The 17,660-nt window shown below is 47.8% G+C and carries 19 protein-coding genes and 1 pseudogene; 18 read left to right on the top strand and 2 right to left on the bottom strand.

Annotation, left to right across the window (positions count from 1 at the left end):
* Positions 1 to 94 precede the first annotated feature (94 nt).
* Together efp and epmA are read left to right on the top strand one after the other, a co-directional pair.
* Positions 95 to 658 (top strand): elongation factor P, encoded by a 564-nt coding sequence (gene efp, locus XMM383_RS11340; protein ID WP_173482223.1) that lies wholly within the window; start codon positions 95 to 97, stop codon positions 656 to 658.
* A 63-nt stretch (positions 659 to 721) separates the two neighbouring features.
* Positions 722 to 1,690: an EF-P lysine aminoacylase EpmA gene (gene epmA / locus XMM383_RS11335; RefSeq protein ID WP_173482224.1), complete on the top strand. Its 969-nt coding sequence runs from the start codon at positions 722 to 724 to the stop codon at positions 1,688 to 1,690.
* Here the strand turns inward: epmA and XMM383_RS11330 are convergent.
* Positions 1,687 to 2,820 carry a MalY/PatB family protein gene (locus tag XMM383_RS11330; RefSeq protein WP_173482248.1) on the bottom strand — a complete coding sequence of 378 codons (1,134 nt, stop codon included), beginning with the start codon at positions 2,818 to 2,820 and terminating at the stop codon, positions 1,687 to 1,689. The two genes, epmA and XMM383_RS11330, sit on opposite strands and share 4 nt — an antisense overlap.
* A gap of 120 nt (positions 2,821 to 2,940) precedes the next feature.
* On the opposite strand from XMM383_RS11330, the gene XMM383_RS11325 reads away from it, so the two are divergent.
* The 16 genes from XMM383_RS11325 (at position 2,941) to XMM383_RS11250 (ending at position 17,123) form a co-directional block, all read left to right on the top strand.
* Positions 2,941 to 4,479, top strand: a complete 1,539-nt coding sequence (locus XMM383_RS11325; RefSeq protein ID WP_173482225.1) for a 2-isopropylmalate synthase — start codon at positions 2,941 to 2,943, stop codon at positions 4,477 to 4,479.
* Positions 4,480 to 4,481: 2 nt separating this feature from the next.
* A complete protein-coding gene (locus XMM383_RS11320) occupies positions 4,482 to 5,324 on the top strand; it encodes a hypothetical protein (protein ID WP_173482226.1) in 843 nt (280 codons plus the stop codon).
* A gap of 27 nt (positions 5,325 to 5,351) precedes the next feature.
* Positions 5,352 to 5,777: a ribosomal protein S18-alanine N-acetyltransferase gene (gene rimI / locus XMM383_RS11315; protein ID WP_173482227.1), complete on the top strand. Its 426-nt coding sequence runs from the start codon at positions 5,352 to 5,354 to the stop codon at positions 5,775 to 5,777.
* A gap of 9 nt (positions 5,778 to 5,786) precedes the next feature.
* Positions 5,787 to 6,455 (top strand): energy-coupling factor ABC transporter permease, encoded by a 669-nt coding sequence (locus tag XMM383_RS11310; RefSeq protein WP_173482228.1) that lies wholly within the window; start codon positions 5,787 to 5,789, stop codon positions 6,453 to 6,455.
* A 219-nt stretch (positions 6,456 to 6,674) separates the two neighbouring features.
* Complete coding sequence (locus XMM383_RS11305) at positions 6,675 to 7,664, top strand: DctP family TRAP transporter solute-binding subunit (RefSeq protein ID WP_217362123.1); 990 nt, start codon at positions 6,675 to 6,677, stop codon at positions 7,662 to 7,664.
* 89 nt (positions 7,665 to 7,753) lie between these two features.
* Positions 7,754 to 8,428 (top strand): TRAP transporter small permease, encoded by a 675-nt coding sequence (locus XMM383_RS11300; RefSeq protein ID WP_371731479.1) that lies wholly within the window; start codon positions 7,754 to 7,756, stop codon positions 8,426 to 8,428.
* A 12-nt stretch (positions 8,429 to 8,440) separates the two neighbouring features.
* Positions 8,441 to 10,060, top strand: a complete 1,620-nt coding sequence (locus tag XMM383_RS11295) for a TRAP transporter large permease (RefSeq protein WP_173489270.1) — start codon at positions 8,441 to 8,443, stop codon at positions 10,058 to 10,060.
* Positions 10,061 to 10,193: 133 nt separating this feature from the next.
* Positions 10,194 to 11,315, top strand: a complete 1,122-nt coding sequence (locus tag XMM383_RS11290; RefSeq protein ID WP_173482230.1) for a 1-acyl-sn-glycerol-3-phosphate acyltransferase — start codon at positions 10,194 to 10,196, stop codon at positions 11,313 to 11,315.
* A complete protein-coding gene (moaC, locus tag XMM383_RS11285; RefSeq protein ID WP_173482231.1) occupies positions 11,315 to 11,791 on the top strand; it encodes a cyclic pyranopterin monophosphate synthase MoaC in 477 nt (158 codons plus the stop codon). Before XMM383_RS11290 ends, moaC begins: the two co-directional genes overlap by 1 nt.
* A gap of 20 nt (positions 11,792 to 11,811) precedes the next feature.
* The gene (moaD, locus tag XMM383_RS11280) at positions 11,812 to 12,066 is read left to right on the top strand and encodes a molybdopterin converting factor subunit 1 (RefSeq protein ID WP_173483432.1); all 255 of its coding nucleotides are present in this window, start codon (positions 11,812 to 11,814) and stop codon (positions 12,064 to 12,066) included.
* 4 nt (positions 12,067 to 12,070) lie between these two features.
* A complete protein-coding gene (locus tag XMM383_RS11275) occupies positions 12,071 to 12,796 on the top strand; it encodes a lysophospholipid acyltransferase family protein (RefSeq protein ID WP_173483431.1) in 726 nt (241 codons plus the stop codon).
* A gap of 6 nt (positions 12,797 to 12,802) precedes the next feature.
* Positions 12,803 to 13,192, top strand: coding sequence for a hypothetical protein (locus tag XMM383_RS11270; RefSeq protein WP_173489269.1), 390 nt, complete (start codon positions 12,803 to 12,805; stop codon positions 13,190 to 13,192).
* 78 nt (positions 13,193 to 13,270) lie between these two features.
* Positions 13,271 to 14,221: a dTDP-4-dehydrorhamnose reductase gene (gene rfbD, locus XMM383_RS11265; protein ID WP_173483429.1), complete on the top strand. Its 951-nt coding sequence runs from the start codon at positions 13,271 to 13,273 to the stop codon at positions 14,219 to 14,221.
* Positions 14,222 to 15,184: 963 nt separating this feature from the next.
* The gene (locus XMM383_RS11260) at positions 15,185 to 15,505 is read left to right on the top strand and encodes a helix-turn-helix domain-containing protein (RefSeq protein ID WP_000122829.1); all 321 of its coding nucleotides are present in this window, start codon (positions 15,185 to 15,187) and stop codon (positions 15,503 to 15,505) included.
* The gene (locus XMM383_RS11255) at positions 15,498 to 16,712 is read left to right on the top strand and encodes a type II toxin-antitoxin system HipA family toxin (RefSeq protein ID WP_032479293.1); all 1,215 of its coding nucleotides are present in this window, start codon (positions 15,498 to 15,500) and stop codon (positions 16,710 to 16,712) included. The genes XMM383_RS11260 and XMM383_RS11255 overlap by 8 nt, the downstream gene beginning before the upstream one ends.
* Positions 16,713 to 16,928: 216 nt before the next feature.
* Positions 16,929 to 17,123: an AlpA family transcriptional regulator gene (locus XMM383_RS11250; RefSeq protein WP_000127614.1), complete on the top strand. Its 195-nt coding sequence runs from the start codon at positions 16,929 to 16,931 to the stop codon at positions 17,121 to 17,123.
* Between the two features lie 16 nt (positions 17,124 to 17,139).
* Here the strand turns inward: XMM383_RS11250 and XMM383_RS11245 are convergent.
* Positions 17,140 to 17,550: pseudogene (locus XMM383_RS11245) on the bottom strand (integrase); the annotation flags it as partial.
* Positions 17,551 to 17,660 lie beyond the last annotated feature (110 nt).

Genomic DNA, 17,660 nt, shown 5'->3' with positions numbered 1-17,660 from the left:
CAAAATTTCCAAGAATGTAAACGATCTGTTGGAGCCGATTCTCCTTTGAAGTAGAATGCTCGTCAAACATTCAATCAATGATTTGGAAAAAGAGATGGGAAACGTTTCAAGTGGTCAGTTTAAGACTGGCATGAAAGTGATGATCGACGGCGATCCATGTAACATGGTTGAAGTTGAATTTGTTAAACCGGGAAAAGGTCAGGCGTTCACTCGAGTTCGTCTTCGTAACCTTATGACGGGTCGTATTTGGGAGCGTACTTTCAAATCGAACGAATCAGCTGAAACAGCCGATGTGATGGATCGTGACATGGAGTACCTCTACAGTGATGGTGAGATGTGGCACTTCATGGAGCCAAGCACATTTGAACAGTACGCTGCGGATGAGAAAGCCGTTGCCGACTGTTCGCAGTGGTTGAAAGAGGGTGACAAAGTGATGATCACTCTATTTAACGACAACCCTATTGCTGTGACACCTCCTAACTTTGTTGAGCTTGAAGTGACTGAAACTGATCCAGGCCTTAAAGGCGATACGGCTCAGGGCGGTTCTAAGCCTGCGACTCTCAGCACGGGTGCAGTGGTTCGTGTGCCACTATTTATCAACCAGGGTGAAGTTCTTAAGATCGACACTCGTACCGGTGAATACGTAAGCCGTGCCTAACACGGGTTCGTAATAGAAACGGCAGCTTCGGCTGCCGTTTTTGGTTCTAATTTTGGAGTCTGTATGAATCGAAATCACTGGCAACCTACAGCAGAGATCTTAACACTTCGTGAGCGAGCAAAGATGCTGGCTGATGTGCGCGCTTTTTTTGCTGAACGCGGTGTCATGGAGGTGGATACTCAATGTCTGTCACAAGCGGCAGTCAGTGATCCTTTTATCGATTCACTTGAAGTCTCCTACTCAAGTTACCCCGGGGCTGAAGAGCAGCGTTACTACCTGCAGAGTTCGCCAGAGTACGCCATGAAGCGCCTATTGGCAGCTGACTCAGGCCCCATCTATCAGTTGGCTAAAGCATTTAGGAATGGCGAGGTAGGGCGGCTTCACAATCCTGAATTCACCATGCTTGAGTGGTATCGCCCTCGTTTCAGTGCGCAGCAGCTGATGGATGAAGTTCAGGCTCTGGTTACTGCGGTGCTGGGGCCGCAGCATTGGGAGCGTCTCAGTTATCGTGAACTGTTTAAACGCTTTGTGGGCGTGGATCCTCATCAAGCGACCATTGACCAGTTAAAAGCTCTGCTTGAGCCCCATTTTGAGTGCCCTTTTACGGATGATCGCAAAGATACTTGGCTCGAGCTGGTCATGTCGCATCTGATTGAGCCGAAACTCATTGAACCGGTGCTAGTATTTGATTTTCCCGCCTCTCAAGCTGCGTTGGCTGAGGTTGTTGAGGATGATCAGGGTGTCAAAGTGGCTGCCCGCTTCGAGCTGTATGCGGGCGGTATGGAGTTGGCGAATGGTTATCAGGAGCTGCGAGATCCCGCTGAGCAGGCTGAACGGCTGGAAGCTGACGATCAGCAGCGTGAATCCTCAGGGCTTCCACGACGACCGCTGGAGACTCGTTTAGTCTCGGCCCTAGAATCCGGCATTCCAGCTTGTGCCGGCGTGGCACTTGGTTTTGATCGGTTGCTGATGATCAAAGTTGGCGCGAGCAGTATCAAAGAGGTTGTCCCTTTCGGGTTTGAGCGCTGTTAGAGCGAATCGACGGCCAGCTTCATCCTACGAACCGCTTCCTCAATACGCGATCTTGGACACCCGAAGTTAAGTCTAACAAATCCAGGTGCACCAAAATCCTCCCCATCAGATAGTCCCACACCCTGAGATTCAAACAGTTGTTGTGGGCTGTCGACGCCAAGCTGATTGGCATCGATCCAGGCAAGGTAGGTGGCCTCGTTAGGTAGCATGCTTAAGCCGGGAATCTTGCCTATTTCAGAGATCAGGTAGTCTCTATTTCCCTTCAGGTATTCGCACTGCTTGCGATTCCATTCGTCTCCCTGTGAGTAGGCGGCTTCTGCCGCGGTGTAGCCCAGTAGATTGACGTCGGGCACTATGCCCTTGCGTACCTTTTTAAATCGCGCTCTTAATTCGGGGTTTTGAATGATCGCAACAGAGCAGGCCAGCCCTGCAATGTTCCAGGTTTTACTGGGCGCCATCAGCGTCACAGTGCGTGAGGCGATCTCTTCACTCAAACTCGCGATCGGTGTGTGCTGTAGTTCAGGTTGTAAAATGAGATCGCAATGAATCTCATCGCTGCAGATCAATAGATCCTGATCGATAATGATCTGTGCGAGCCTCTCGAGCTCTTCATGGCGGTAGACGCCACCCCCAGGATTGTGTGGGTTGCAGAAAAGTAGCAGTCTGGTTTCTGCTGTAATGGCCTCTTCTAGTGCATCAAAATCAATGACACGACCCTTCATGGGAATGGTGATCAACGCCCTCGAAGAGAGAGCGGGAGCGGACATAAAGGGTGGGTAGATAGGTTGGGCGGTGATGACGGATTGCTCAGCCGTGCTTAAAGCGCGGGTCGCTAAATTTAGCCCGCAGACGAGACCGGGTAACCAGACTAGATCTTCAGCAGAGACCGTCCAGTTGTATAGGCGCTGCATGCGTTCAGAAAACAGCTGATTGAGTGTTTCTGGTGTGCGGGTGTAGCCAAAAACGCCATGATCGACACGCGTTTTTAAAGCATCAATCACAGCTTGTGGAGAGCGAAAATCGGTATCAGCAACCCACATTGGAAGTATGTCTGTACCGGCGTATTTAGACCACTTGTCACTCCAGGTCCCTTGGCGATCAATTAAGTGATCAAAATCGAAATCATTCATTGGTTCACTCACTACTCTTCCCTTTCTACTGGTCGATCATCAAGCTATCATAGGCCAATTACTCTTTATAGCGAGCCGTTAGAGAAATTATTTCTACGGCCTAAATTCGTGGAGACCCTTATGAGCAACGATCGCGTTATTATTTTTGATACCACGCTGCGCGATGGTGAACAGAGTCCCGGTGCGTCTATGACCGGTGAAGAGAAACTGCGAATCGCTCGTCAGCTTGAACGTATGAAAGTTGATGTGATTGAAGCGGGTTTCGCCATTGCGAGTCCTGGTGATTTCGAGGCGGTGAAAAATATTGCCGACAACATCAAAGATAGCCGAGTCTGTTCACTCTCTCGTGCTTTGGATGCGGATATTGATCGTGCGGGTGAAGCGCTGAAGAATGCTGCGCAAGGTCGTATTCATACCTTTATCGCGACTTCGCCGATTCATATGAAGTACAAGCTTCAGATGGAGCCTGATCGTGTTGTCGAGCAGGCTGTGCATGCCGTTAAGCGAGCGCGTAATCTGATCGATGATGTCGAGTTCTCGTTAGAAGATGCTAGCCGCTCTGAGTTGGATTTTATGTGCCGTATTATCGAAAAAGTGATCGATGCTGGCGCTCGTACTATCAATATCCCTGATACGGTCGGTTACGCCGTGCCTCATCAGTTTGCTGAGGTGATCGGGGAGCTCATTCAGCGTATTCCAAACTCGGATAAAGCGATCTTCTCTGTCCACTGTCATAACGATCTAGGCCTAGCGGTCGCCAACTCACTGGCAGCCGTGGGAGCGGGTGCACGTCAGGTGGAGTGTACGATCAACGGTTTGGGTGAGCGTGCTGGTAACGCAGCCCTAGAAGAGATCGTTATGGCACTGAAAACTCGCCAAGACGTTATGGGTCTTGAGACCAATATTGATACTCAGCACATTGTCGGTGCCTCTAAACTGGTGTCTAGCGTGACAGGTTTCCCTGTTCAGCCTAACAAGGCGATTGTCGGCGCTAACGCCTTTGCTCATGAATCGGGCATTCACCAAGATGGTGTACTGAAGCACCGTGAAACCTATGAGATCATGACCGCAGAGAGTGTCGGTTGGACGACCAATAAAATGGTATTGGGTAAGCATTCAGGCCGTGCTGCATTTAAATCACGTCTTGAGGAGCTGGGTACTACGTTCAAGAGTGATGCTGATCTAAACAGCGCTTTCCAAGCCTTCAAAGTGTTAGCCGATAAGAAACATGAGATCTTTGATGAGGATCTTATGGCGCTGGTCAGCAATAGCCGTGCCGAAGCGTCAAGCGAACGTTTTCAGTTGGTCAACCTATCTGTGACATCGCAAACGGGTGAGACACCTCAAGCCGATCTAGTTGTGAGTATTGATGGGCAAGAGCACTCGTGCTGTGCTGAGGGTAGTGGTCCAGTCGATGCTATCTTTAAAGCGATTGAGTCACAGGTGAACTCTGGCTCTACACTGTTGATCTATTCGGTGAATGCCGTGACTGAAGGAACCGATTCGCAAGGTGAAGTCACCGTGCGTCTTGAGAAGGGTGGTCGCATCGTAAATGGTTTAGGTGCCGATACCGATGTCATCATTGCATCGGCTAAGGCCTATATCCATGCGCTCAATCTTCTGGATACTAACGCGGAAAAAGCGCACCCACAGGTTTAATCATGTCAGTTCAGCAGGCTCGAATCCAAGCCGCCTATTTAGATCAGCTTGGTATCCAGCAGTGGATGCCTCGTCAAATCTTGCCAGCAGCAAAGCCTTCGCCTGATTGGGTCTATCGCTTTGCTCATCCTGCGGATCTCCTTGGTGACGATGAAGAGGTGATGCAGGCGTTGGCTCCACAAGCACACAAGCCTGTCGAGCCTCATGCTGAGCGTCGTGCGATTACTCAGATTGGTGAAGCCTTAGAGGTCTCCGCTCCCGATGAGGCAGAGGTAGGTTCTTCTAACATCAGACGTGCTGCCGTTGCTGAGTTGACGGCTGATGAGAGTTCTAAAGAGCCTCAAACATCGCCCACTACTTCGGTCAAACGAAGCTTTGAACCTGCGCCGCGTTATAAAATTGTTATGGCTCGAGCGGGCCGACTCCTACTAATCGATAATCTTCCCATTCGTGCTCGCGAAGGCTTCTCCAATAAGCATAAGCGTCTTTTGGCGGGCATTGTTCAAGCTCTTGGAGAGTCACCACAATCAATCACACTGCCGATTACGCTTGAGTGGCCTATGCTTGCCGGTAAAACCCTGGATCAGGGGCCGCATGAAGCGAGAAAACATGTGCAGCGACAGTTGAGCTTTATGCAGAAAGAGTCTGGTCTAGAGACCGTTATTCTGTTTGGCGAGGGGCTTGCGAATTGGGTGGTTGGTGAAGGTGTGGATGAGACTCATGGGCAACTGCTGCCACTGCAACAATCGGGACTGAACTATCTAACGACCCAATCACTCTCGCAGGCGCTCAATATGCCTGGCGCTAAACAGCAGATCTGGTCTGATCTTCAGCCACTGGTTTAGTGTTTATCTTCTGAAATGCCTGCTGTGATGACGATTGATCAACTGTTTGCTCTGGATCAACAGTGCTTTCCTGATTACTGGTCAAAATCTCAATGGCAGACGTATCTATCTCAAGATGATCGTTTTCCCTGCTACACACTGTTTGACGCTAACGAACCGATCGGCTTTGCGCTCTACCAAAGGTTATTTGATGAAGCGGAACTGCTCCGCATTGGCGTAGTGCCTGATCGGCGTGGAGAAGGTTGGGCGGCGAAGATGCTGACTGATCAGCTTGAACAGTTCACTGGGGATGGAATCAGCCGTGTCATGTTGGAAGTGCGTGCTTCTAATGAGGCGGCGATTCGTCTCTATCAATCGGTGGGTTTTGTCACGGACGGTCTGCGTAAACATTACTACCCGCTGATCGGTCAAGAGGGTAGGGAGGATGCGATCCTAATGTCACGACCGGTGTAAATTAAACAGATGGAAAATCCTATCTTAGACATCAATCTTATTTGGCATCTGGTAGCGGCACTTTTAGCGGTTACCTCTATCTGGAGTGCCTTTAAACGTGTGCCTTTTCAAGCGCTTTGGGCTGAGCCTCGACTTCAGCATCTGTTGTTCGGCGCTATGGTCTTGCTGATGTTGACTTGGACCTTTAGAGCGGGCCTATCGGAAGGGTTGAGTGTTCACTTTTTGGGTATGACCGCGTTGACACTGATGTTTGGCTGGGATCTTGCCATCTTGGCTGGCGCGATTGCGATGCTCGGCATCACTCTAGTTGGAGTGGAGCGCTTTGATATGCTGGCCATAAATTTAATTGCGATTGTTGTGGTGCCAGCGACACTGACCATCACGCTTCTTAAATATATCGAGAGACGATACCCGCCTAACTTCTTTGCCTATCTCTTTTTAGCCGCCTTTATTGGTGGTGGGTTTGCAGTCGCTAGCTCGGGGTTGACCCTGTCGCTTGTGCTTGGCTTGTCAGGTATCCACAGTTGGCAAACGATTTATCACGAGTACATCTCCTTCTTGCCGTTGATTATGTTCCCAGAGGGGCTCATTAACGGCATTCTTATGACCGCTGTCATGGTGTTTCATCCCGATTGGATCCGTACATTTGACGCGGCTAAGTACATCGACAATCAGTAGTAAGCCATCGCATTGCTAAGTGGCGGTTTTCCGCCACTTCTTGCTGATTAGCTTCGGCGAGCATCCGCCATTAATGCCTCCTTTAAGTCTTATGTCCTGTATTTATTTTCACTAACTTGTTGAAAATAAATATATATCTAGGTTGTTGGCACGTTTTCTGCTTTGCAAAAGTGCTTTTTACAAGGTCGTTGTGACCTAATACAAACTGGAGTGTAAATAATGAAAAAACTAACTCTTGGCCTTTCTGCCTTGGCTCTATCTGTATCGGCTGCTACTGCACAGGCTAACTGTGACGCTGGCGAGATCGTTGCAAAACTTTCACACGTTACTGGTGGTACAACTCACCCTAAAGTGGTTGCGGCTAACAAACTTGCTGAGCGTGTAAACGCTGAAATGAACGGCACTATGTGTATCGAAGTTTACCCAAATTCTACACTGTTCGGTGACTCTAAAGAGCTTGAAGCGCTTCTACTAGGTGACGTACAGATCCTAGCGCCTTCACTATCTAAGTTCGGTTCTTACACTTCTAAGTTTGGCGTATTCGACCTTCCATTCATCTTCAAAGATATGGACGCTGCAATGCGCTTCACTAACTCTGATGCTGGTCAGGACCTTCTTCTTGCAATGGAAGATGTTGGTTTTGTAGGCCTAGGTTACTGGATGTCTGGTATGAAGTACTTCTCTGCCAACAAACCACTACTAAAACCATCTGATGCTGAAGGTCTAAAGTTCCGCGTACAGAACTCTGACGTTGCTAAAGCGATGATCGCAGCAATGGGCGGTTCACCACAGCCAATGGCATTTAAAGAGGTTTACGGTGCACTACAGACTGGCGTTGTAGACGGTCAGGAAAACACTTGGTCAAACATCTACACTAAGAAGTTCTTCGAAGTGCAAGATTCAACGACTGAGACTAGCCACCAGCTTCTTGCATACCTATTCATGACGTCTCAAGAGTTCCTAGACTCTATGCCTAAAGACGCTCGTGAGCAGTTCATTGCGATCGCTAAAGACGTGACTAACGAAGCTAACCTAGCAGTTAAAGCGAAAGAGCAGGGCAACCGTGAAAACATCCTTAAGGGTGGCGGCAAAATCAACACACTTGACGATGCTGCGCGTAAAGAGTGGGTTGACGCTATGAAACCTGTTTGGAAACAGTTTGAAGATAAGATCGGTGCTGATCTAATCGAAGCTGCTGCAAACTCTTAATCAACTTAGGTTGATGATCGACGGGCTCGTTTAGAGCCCGTCCTTTCCTTTTCCCGAGCTTATGTAGCTCAACATATTGGAGTACTGACGTGGAGTGGCCGCATCTTTACCTCTTAATTCTTATTCTAGTGATCTGGGGCTTAGAGAAACGTTTCCCAAGATTTATGGAAAAACTGGAAGAGAATTTCCTTGTTCTAATCATCTTCTCGATCATGGCCGTATCCTTTGGTCAGGTTATTGCTCGCTACGCCTTCGGAACCGGTTGGTCAGCGGCACTTGAATTCAGCATGGTGATGTTCTCATGGCTGATTTTGATGGGGATGAGCTTCGGTATTAAGAATGGTACCCACTTGGGTGTCGATATCGTTCTTAATGCGGTACCTAGCAGGGTCGGTAAGTGGTTGTCGCTGTTTGCAGCTTTTGCAACGCTGATGTACGCCTTGATTCTTCTTGATAGTGCTTGGTTGGCAGCCTTGGGCGTCGATGTCCGCGGTGGTGCCATTGAGTACTGGGCTAAAATGTACAAGATCAACATCGGTGTCGAAGAGATGCGTTGGCCTGACTTCATTATGGAGTGGTTCGGCGTTAAAGAGCGTGTTCAACGTTGGTTGGTGTTGGTTATTCTGCCAATCAGTTTGGCTCTGTTGGCTTATCGCTCACTGCAGGCGTTTGTCGGTATTTGGACCGGTGCACGTCATCACCTCATTGCTGGTCACGAGGCGGAAGACCTTGTTGATGAGCACAAAGATGCACTGAAAGATTAAGGGCCTGAACTGATGGAAGCATTAATTCTATTTGCACTGGTATTGGGTCTGCTCTTTATCGGTCTTCCTGTGGGTGTGGCGCTAGGCCTATCCTCAATTCTATTTATTACTTTCTTCTCTACAGACTCATTGTCGTCTGTAGCGATTTCGCTGTTTGGTGTCGGTACACACTACACTCTTTTAGCGATCCCGTTTTTCATTATCGCGTCGTCGTTCATGTCGACCGGTGGTGTTGCGAAACGCTTGATTAACTTTGCGATTGCGTCAGTGGGGCACTTCCGTGGTGGTCTTGCGATGGCGTCAGTATTGGCCTGTATGATGTTTGCTGCACTCTCTGGTTCATCGCCAGCGACTGTTGTCGCGATCGGTACGATTGCTATCGCCGGTATGCGCCAAGTGGGTTACTCAAAAGAGTTCGCTTCGGGTGTTATCGCAAACGCGGGTACTTTGGGTATCTTGATTCCGCCCTCTATCGTTATGGTCGTTTACGCGGCATCGACGGATGTGTCGGTAGGTCGTATGTTCTTGGCTGGTGTTATTCCAGGTCTAATTGCCGGCGGTATGCTGATGCTGGCTATCTACGTGGTTGCACGTATTAAAAACCTGCCTGCAGAGGAGTGGAAAGGTTTCGGTACCATCGTTCGTGGTGGTAAGGATGCATTCTGGGGACTGTTCCTGATCGTCATCATCATGGGCGGTATCTACGGAGGCGCATTCACCCCAACAGAGGCTGCGGTTGTTGCGGCGGTCTACTCAATTATTGTTGCGCTCTTTATCTATCGCGATATGGGGCCTTTGAAAAACACGCCATGGGTACTTGAGTCGGATGCGCCACACGCGAAAGTCGGCTTCAGTGGTTCGGTTTATGGTGTGTCACTCTTCTTAGTCTGGATGATCCTGTCGTTCTTTGCGACGTCGGATCCAGATAGCACGGTAACCGCTGGCGAGCGTGCAATCTGGGGTGCTGTGGTCAGTATCGCCTTGACCATCTTCTACACCATTAAGCGCAGTCACGCCATGAATGAGAGTTTTGCTCACTGCTTTGTTGCAGGCTTAGCGATCTGGAAACGTAACTTTGTGACTCTGATTACAGCCTTCTTCCCATCACTGTTCGGTGAAGAGAGCCGTAAGACCATGCTTGAGGGTACCAAAACCACAGTGATGCTGATGTTTATCATCGCCAATGCACTGTTGTTCGCTCACACTCTATCGGCTGAGCGTATTCCTCAGCACGTGACTGAGTGGATGCTCGATGTGGGCTTTACTTGGTGGTCATTCCTGATTGCAGTCAACATTCTGTTGTTGATCGGTGGCCAGTTCATGGAGCCATCAGGTCTATTGGTTATTGTGGCACCGGTTGTATTCCCGATTGCCATGGAGTTGGGCATCGACCCAATTCACCTAGGTATTATCATGGTAGTTAACATGGAAATCGGTATGATCACACCACCGATCGGTTTGAACCTGTTTGTAACCTCGGGGATTACAGGTATGAGCTTGTCGCGTGTCGTGAAGGCGGCCGCACCGTTTGTCGCGGTACTCTTTGTCTTCTTGATTCTTGTGACCTATGTGCCAGCGATCTCGACCTGGCTACCCTACAGCATCATGGGTCCTGAATTAGTGACCAAATAGTCCTTAATTCGACTCATTTTTTAAACGGGGATGGTTCTATGAACCCTCCCCGTTTTTGTTTAGGTAGATGGCAGGTGCTAATTAGCGCTTAAAGCTCTAAAATAAGCGCCTATTGCTATAACACTGGATATCTATGAGTCACACTGCTGTTAACAACGACGACCCCTATAAAGAGATTCGCCCCTACCGCGATGATGAAGTGGGTCAGGTTCTGTTTGATCTCCTCCACAATAATGAGTTTGTGGATGCCATTACAAAGTATCAGTTTCCTAAAGCCTCAGGTTGGGCGGGATGGTTTTTAAGGCCCATCGTCAAGCAGTATCTAGCGGCACGCATGGGTGATGTTGATACCGTTCGTGATTTTCAACAGCTTGTTGAAAGCTACATGAACAAGATGATCAAACGATCCACGACCAAGTTAAGTTGCAGTGGATTGGATAAGCTCGATAAAGAGGATGCTTATCTGTTTGTCTCTAATCATCGCGACATTGCTATGGATCCAGCGTTCGTGAATTGGATGCTCTACCATGCAGGGATGGACACAGTCCGAATTGCGATCGGTGATAACCTGCTGCGTAAGCCTTACGTGTCAGATCTGATGCGTTTGAACAAGTCGTTTATCGTCAACCGTTCTGCTAAAGGACGTGAGATGATGACGGCCTTAACTCAGCTCTCTAGTTACATCGATCACAGTGTCACCACGGGACATTCCGTCTGGATCGCTCAGCGCGAAGGGCGTGCGAAAGATGGTGACGATCGTACAGATCCAGCGCTACTGAAAATGTTCTATATGTCTCAGCGTAAGCAACGTAGCTTCTCTGAGATGGTGGAGCGACTCAATATTGTCCCAGTATCTATCGCATACGAACTAGACCCTTGTGACTCGGCTAAAGCCAATGAGTTGGCTGCCAAAGCTGAGGGCGGAACTTATGAGAAGAGTGAGTTCGAAGATATTCAGAGTATCGTCAAAGGGATTGTCGGTGACAAAGGCCGCGTTCATGTAGGCTTTGGTGAGCCTATTCGAGGTGAATTTGAATCGGCAGAAGAGCTGGCGGCAGAAATTGACCGTCAGATACACCAAAATTACCGCTTGCATGCCACCAATCTAGCCGCTGCAGGTGAAGCAACTGATGAGGGGCTGGCGTTACTTGAGTCAAGGCTGAGTCAGGTTGATGGCGCTGCTAAAGATATTTTGAAAGCGATGTACGCTAAACCGGTTTTAAACTACAACAATGCGCAAACGGAGAGCCACTGATGTCAGAGTTTACTCATATCGATGAGAAGGGTCAGGCTCGAATGGTCGATGTCTCTGAAAAAGAGGTTAGCTTCCGTGAAGCAAGAGCCTATGGTCGTGTGACCATGTTGCCAGAGACTCTCTCAATGATCGTCAATGGCGGTCATAAAAAGGGTGATGTACTGGCGACAGCACGTATTGCTGGGATCATGGCGGCTAAACGTACTTCCGACCTCATTCCAATGTGCCACCCTCTGATGTTGTCGAGTGTGAAAGTTGAGCTGACGCCGAATGAAGCAGAGAGCTGTGTTGAGATCAGCGCGATCTGCAAATTGAGTGGCCAGACGGGTGTTGAGATGGAAGCGCTGACCGCTGTCTCTGTGGCCGGTTTGACACTTTATGATATGTGTAAGGCGGTCGATAAAGGTATGGTGATCGATCAAGTCTCTCTGCAAGAGAAAAAGGGTGGTAAATCGGGCCACTGGATTGCTGAATAACAGCACTATTTGGAAGCTACATGTTAAAAATTGTCTATTTCGCCAGTTTAAAAGATCGCATCGGTCGCTCTGAAGAGAGTATCGGCCTTCCTGAAGGTATCAGTTCAGTCGACTCTTTGATTGATCATCTTTCGACAATGCACGGGGAAGAGTGGTCTTCAACCATTAATGGGTCGACGGTTTTGGTTGCGGTGAACCATGAGATGTCTGATAGAAGTGCTCCCATTAAAGAGGGTGATGAAGTCGCCTTCTTCCCGCCTGTGACAGGGGGTTGATGCAGTGACTAAGCTGATTGGGTTTGTTCGTGCGCTCTGCTATTACGCAGGCTTCTATCCAGTGACGATCGTCTGGGCATCACTCTGTCTGGTGGTTGCTCGTGCACTGCCGTTTAAACCAAGATTCTATTTTGTAACCGCGATCAATAACTTCTACATTGTTTGGCTACGAGTCTGTTGTGGCGTTAAGGTCAATGTTCAGGGGCGAGAAAACCTCCCTGCATCGGGTGCTTATGTTGCGATATCTAATCACCAGAGTGAGTGGGAGACGATCTATTTTCAGCTGTTGATCCAGCCACAGGTGGTGGTCCTTAAGCAGGAGTTACTGAAAATCCCATTTTTTGGTTGGGCGCTTGCTCTGCTAGAACCGATCGCTCTTGATCGCAGTAAACGTCGAGGCGCACTAAAACAACTGCTGGACCAAGGTAAGGCAAAATTGTCTGCGGGTGTGCCCATCCTTATTTTTCCTCAGGGTACCCGACTTCCGGTGGGTGAATTAGGTCGTTGGAATAAAGGTGGAGCTATGTTGGCTGTGAGCAGTGAAGTTCCTCTAGTCGCCATCGCTCATAATGCGGGTCGTTTCTGGCCAGGAAAGGGTTTTATTAAGCACCCTGGTACGGTTGATGTTCTTATAAGTAAACCTATCGAAACGACAGAGAGAACTGTTGAAGAAGTGCATAAGGATTCTGTAGACTGGCTTGAAGAAAGTCTTACACGCATCAAAGCCTAAGGATCTATGTCACTGTTTGGATACGCCTCAATACATGGCGATGAAGGTAAAGCCCAGCTTCAGGCTCGATTGGCTGACAGTGCTCGAGTGGCCGGTATCGAGCTTGATTCAGTGGCCTTTGAAGAGACCTCTGAACCCATTCAGCTCTTAAAGATTTTGGATAAATTGAAGTCGGGCGATCTGCTTCTACTCAGTAAAGTCTATGACTTTACCCGGCTGTCGAGTGATCAGTTTGCTAAGGTTGCTCAAGTGTTGCTGGAAAAACAGATCTCAATCGCTGCGTGCGATGTTCTAGATTCGGTTATCAGCTTACGCAGTAATGACAAAGCGCGTTATCTAACCTCTCAAGTTCTGATCGAAATGATCGCACAGCAGTCACAACCTGCAAGGGTGTGACTGAAGCAGCAATTACTGGTTGCACTGCCGGTTTCCCCTTTTTAAACTCATATTAATGGTTGTTGGAGTGATTCAGAGTTGTACGGCGATAAAATTAGAATTTTAGTAACCGGTTCGGAAGGGCAGATTGGCCGAGCGTTTTGTCGTGTCGCTGAAAAGCTAGAAAATATCGAAATAATCCCCGTCAACCATCGCAGTTTTGATGTGACTGATCCGGCTGCCATTGAAGCCAAATTGGCGGATGTACTTCCACATTACGTTCTTAATGGTGCCGGTTTCAATCAGGTTGATGCGGCCGATGCCCACCCAGGCAAAGCCTTTGCAATTAATGCGGATGGGCCTCTTAATCTGGCTAAAGCCTGCAGTGACCTTAGTATTCCAATTATCCATATCTCGTCTGATTACGTGTTCGATGGTCACTATGCGAGTGGCTATACTGAACTGGATGAGCCGGCTCCCTTAGGAGCCTTTGGTGAGTCAAAACTGCGCGGTGAAGAGCATGTTAGAGCTTATCAACCTAAACACATTATTCTTAGAATCAGCTGGGTATTCAGTGAGTCCGGAGTCAACTATCTGACCAAAATGCTCGATAAAGCGCGTGAGTATAAAACCATTGAAGCGGTGGATGATCGACGTGGATGCCCAACCGCTGCGCATGATGTGGCTCGAGTAATTTTGGCGATTATCCAACAGTTGGAAGAGGGTGCTGATCACTGGGGTACCTACCACTACTCCGGTGCAGAGATCACAACGCGCTACCGATTTACTGAGGCGATCATCGCTGCTGCTGGCCAATATGAGGAGCTGGCGGTTCGTAAAATTCGCCCGGTGGCTGGCGCAGAAGAGGAGGGGGCCGAACGCCCAACTTCATCCGTGCTGACCTGTAAGAAGATTTTGAATACCTTCGGTATTCGTCAACGTCCATGGCGCGTCGACCTGCAAAGACTGATTCGTGAAATCTACGGTGAAGATGGCAGTAAAGTGCCTCAACCGACGGTAGAAACCAAAGCGGAAGAGCTAGGTTCCTAGTCAATCTGCTCTAAAACGGTCGAGTCGTTTGTCTAATCGCTTAGAATCAGCGAAAATACGCGCCAATTCTGAGCGACGGCTCTTTTCAATTTTCTAGAAGAACGATTCATGTCAAACGCAGTTCACGATCAAGTGGCTAACCGCCGCACTTTTGCAATCATCTCCCACCCTGATGCCACCCAGCCTTTCAACGCTTAAAATCACCTTTCATTGCACACCACAATCACATCTCTACTTACTGAATTTAAAGGTTTTTTGTCTTTTTCTCGTTTCTTTGCTTTTCAATGATGTTCAAGCGTAATCTCGGAAAGTGTGTACAAACTTGAGTACAAATTCCGTTTTAGAGGTCTTTGGCGAAAATTCCATGACACAAACCTGGCTGTAGGCCTTGTCGTTACTGGGTTTGACGTAAAAAGTACTACCGTTAAAAAGAGTCTCTTTTTTTGGTAAATGTTTTCTTCTGTGCCAAATTACAAAATTTAATGAGGGAGTCTATTGTTGGTGTAATTTTTGCTCTAGTGTTTGTTTTTGAAGATGCTTGAAGCGAACCAATACGGTTATTTCTAATTGAGATATCAGACTTACCTTCAAATTTAGTTGCTGTTTACACCATCATTTTGCACTTGTTTTTCGACTTGTGTGTACAAAATTTCCTGTAACTGTGTACAAACTTCCTCTTTGTTGCACTTATCTTCTGGCGATTTGACGCGAGTTCTTCTGTAGCCCTTGCTGTATAAGGTCTGAGCGACAAAAGTACTTAGGGAGTTTGATGCGTCAGTTCGCGATTATCAGCGAGAGTATCGCTCTTTTGTCGATGACAAAAATCTCCTTCTACTTATATATAATTATGTATCAGTTCATGGCTTTTGATATGTAATAGCTAATCGAATTTGTATTATTTGAGTCACTGTGATATGTTTTTGTATATAATTATTCTTAAGTGATGCATTAAGGCGTATCAAAATGAGCTATGTAACAGAGCAGATACTCGAAAGTCTTCGAGAAGCTCGGGTACGAAAGGGGTTTAGCCAGAGAGAGTTAAGTGCTCGTTCGGGGGTGCCTCAAAGCCATATTTCGAAAATCGAGTCTGGCAGTGTTGATTTAAGAATATCCAGTTTGATTGCACTTGCCCGTGTACTAGACCTAGAGCTATTGGTTGCGCCTAAAAAATCTGTACCTGCCATCAAGTCGATCATTCGAAGTGGACAAGGTATTAACGGCATCAGCGACGAGGGTGAGCCAATGTCCCCCGCATATCAGTTAGAGGAAGACGACGATGACTAACCATGTCTCTACGCTCAACGTTTTGCTTTACGGTGAACCCATTGCAACGATCACCAACGTGGGCAATGACAGAACGATTTTTGCCTTTATGGATTCGTACATTAATGACGAATCACGGCCTGTGTTAGGGCTTGGCTTTAAAGATTCGCTAGGTGGCTTGCTGACTAGCTTCAAACCGACCCAAACCAAGTTAACCCCGTTTTTCTCTAACCTTTTGCCAGAAGAAACCATGCGAAATTACCTGGCAGAGCGTGCCGGTGTTAATCCAGCGCGGGAGTTTTTTCTATTGTGGGTACTGGGACAGGATTTGGCAGGCGCAATCACGGTTGTGCCTGCGGATGGTGAAGCTTTACCACCTAGTGTGCATCAAGACATAGAAGATGAAACGAAAACAGATGAGCCAATGCGTTTTTCATTGGCGGGAGTGCAGTTGAAGTTTTCAGCTGTGCAGCAGGCAAATGGCGGTTTGACGATCCCAGCAACCGGTCAAGGTGGCTCTTGGATTGTAAAATTACCGTCGTCTCGGTTTGAAGCTGTGCCAGAAAATGAATATTCGATGATGGAACTGGCTCGAATGTTGGGAATGGACGTGCCAGAAACGCAGCTACTCCCCATTAATCGGATTGCTAATATCCCCAATGGCATTGGCAAATTTGGTGACAGTGCGTTTGTGATTAAGCGTTTTGACCGTGCAGATGGTCAAGCTGTTCACATTGAGGACTTTGCGCAAGTGTTTGGTGTTTATCCTCAAGATAAATACAAAAAAGCCAGTATGCGCAATATTGCTCATGTTATCGGTATTGAAGGGCAAGACGAAGACATTGCTGAATTTACTCGCCGATTGGTGTTCAATACTCTAATTGGTAATGCTGATATGCATTTGAAGAATTGGTCTGTGATCTACAAAGATAAGCGCACCGCATCGATTGCGCCTGCTTATGACTTTGTTTCAACCATTCCTTATATCCCCGATGATAGTGCATCGCTGAAGGTGAGCCGTAGCAAGAGATTCAGCGATTTCACGCTGGATGAGCTATCACACTTAGCGGCTAAAGCCATGTTGCCAGAAAAATTGGTGTTAGATACTGCAAAGCAAACTGTAGCAGGCTTCCATGAGGTATGGGCGAAAGAAAAAGCGCATTTACCCCTCACTAAGTCAGTGATTGAAGCCATCGAAATGCACTTACGAAGTATACCGCTACGCTGAATTCCTAGTAGCTAGAGCGTGCATATCGATAAAGATGGTTTAACTTAATGCGATTTTACGGCGCTTTTCGCCGTAAACTGGAAATTTGGTAAACTGCACAATGATACCGGTGTCATGATAAGGCTGATCTTCTGAACAAATCATGCATCTTTCTGACCATCAACAAGTGATGAATCAGGCGATGATAGCTTTACATTGATTTTCAGGAGAATGCAGATGACAGCAGTAGCGCACCAGGTAACCCCTTTTCTAACATCTTACGAAGTGATGGCTCGTTACCACATTAGCTATACGACGCTCTGGCGAAGAATAAAAGATGGTAGCTTGCCGCAACCTCGTATCAACCGAAATACACGAAACAAGCTGTGGCACATTGAAGATTTGGAGGAGTATGAGAAGAAAGAGGACTGAGCCTCTTTCTTTTATTTTATTGTCCGAAACGCCAGTTGAACGGAAAGCCTGTCGGCTCGATGATGGTCTCTAGCTGTTGATACCAAACGTCGTAAGCATGACGCATTTCATCCAGGTACTGATATTGGTTGTAGATAGCATCCAACCCTTTTTTGCTGTGGCCAATCATCAACTCGGCAACTTCTTGCGTGGTGATGGCTGACATTCGCGTTCGCATCGTTCTGCGAAGATCATGCATAGACCAGTGTTCCATCTCAATACCAAGCGACCTGCGAGCCCAGATTTTCACATTGTTAGGAATAGTGGTGTCAAAGCCATTTGTGGCAAGCTCTTCTTGTCCGTTCGCGGGAAACAAGTAAGTTGATTTGCTCATCTGCATCGCCAGTTCAATCAGCTCGATAGCTGGTTTGTGGCAAGGCCCTAGTATTGTAGACACCTGTTAGCGTTACAATAACGCCTAACAAGAGGTGATCACCAATGAGTGCAAAACGTTACACCGAAGAGTTCAAAATCGAAGCGACTAAACAGGTCACGGAA

It is taken from the genome of Marinobacterium sp. xm-m-383, from assembly GCF_013283255.1.
GTDB lineage: Bacteria > Pseudomonadota > Gammaproteobacteria > Pseudomonadales > Balneatricaceae > Marinobacterium_E.
This window is presented reverse-complemented; position numbering and strand designations above follow the sequence as displayed.

Excerpts from the sequence above, each read along its gene's own strand:
- efp (WP_173482223.1), top strand. The coding sequence starts at position 95 with ATGGGAAACGTTTCAAGTGGTCAGTTTAAGACTGGCATGAAAGTGATG.
- epmA (WP_173482224.1), top strand. The coding sequence starts at position 722 with ATGAATCGAAATCACTGGCAACCTACAGCAGAGATCTTAACACTTCGT.
- XMM383_RS11330 (WP_173482248.1), bottom strand. The coding sequence starts at position 2,820 with ATGAATGATTTCGATTTTGATCACTTAATTGATCGCCAAGGGACCTGG.
- XMM383_RS11325 (WP_173482225.1), top strand. The coding sequence starts at position 2,941 with ATGAGCAACGATCGCGTTATTATTTTTGATACCACGCTGCGCGATGGT.
- XMM383_RS11320 (WP_173482226.1), top strand. The coding sequence starts at position 4,482 with ATGTCAGTTCAGCAGGCTCGAATCCAAGCCGCCTATTTAGATCAGCTT.
- rimI (WP_173482227.1), top strand. The coding sequence starts at position 5,352 with ATGACGATTGATCAACTGTTTGCTCTGGATCAACAGTGCTTTCCTGAT.
- XMM383_RS11310 (WP_173482228.1), top strand. The coding sequence starts at position 5,787 with ATGGAAAATCCTATCTTAGACATCAATCTTATTTGGCATCTGGTAGCG.
- XMM383_RS11305 (WP_217362123.1), top strand. The coding sequence starts at position 6,675 with ATGAAAAAACTAACTCTTGGCCTTTCTGCCTTGGCTCTATCTGTATCG.
- XMM383_RS11295 (WP_173489270.1), top strand. The coding sequence starts at position 8,441 with ATGGAAGCATTAATTCTATTTGCACTGGTATTGGGTCTGCTCTTTATC.
- XMM383_RS11290 (WP_173482230.1), top strand. The coding sequence starts at position 10,194 with ATGAGTCACACTGCTGTTAACAACGACGACCCCTATAAAGAGATTCGC.
- moaC (WP_173482231.1), top strand. The coding sequence starts at position 11,315 with ATGTCAGAGTTTACTCATATCGATGAGAAGGGTCAGGCTCGAATGGTC.
- moaD (WP_173483432.1), top strand. The coding sequence starts at position 11,812 with ATGTTAAAAATTGTCTATTTCGCCAGTTTAAAAGATCGCATCGGTCGC.
- XMM383_RS11270 (WP_173489269.1), top strand. The coding sequence starts at position 12,803 with ATGTCACTGTTTGGATACGCCTCAATACATGGCGATGAAGGTAAAGCC.
- XMM383_RS11260 (WP_000122829.1), top strand. The coding sequence starts at position 15,185 with ATGAGCTATGTAACAGAGCAGATACTCGAAAGTCTTCGAGAAGCTCGG.
- XMM383_RS11255 (WP_032479293.1), top strand. The coding sequence starts at position 15,498 with ATGACTAACCATGTCTCTACGCTCAACGTTTTGCTTTACGGTGAACCC.
- XMM383_RS11250 (WP_000127614.1), top strand. The coding sequence starts at position 16,929 with ATGACAGCAGTAGCGCACCAGGTAACCCCTTTTCTAACATCTTACGAA.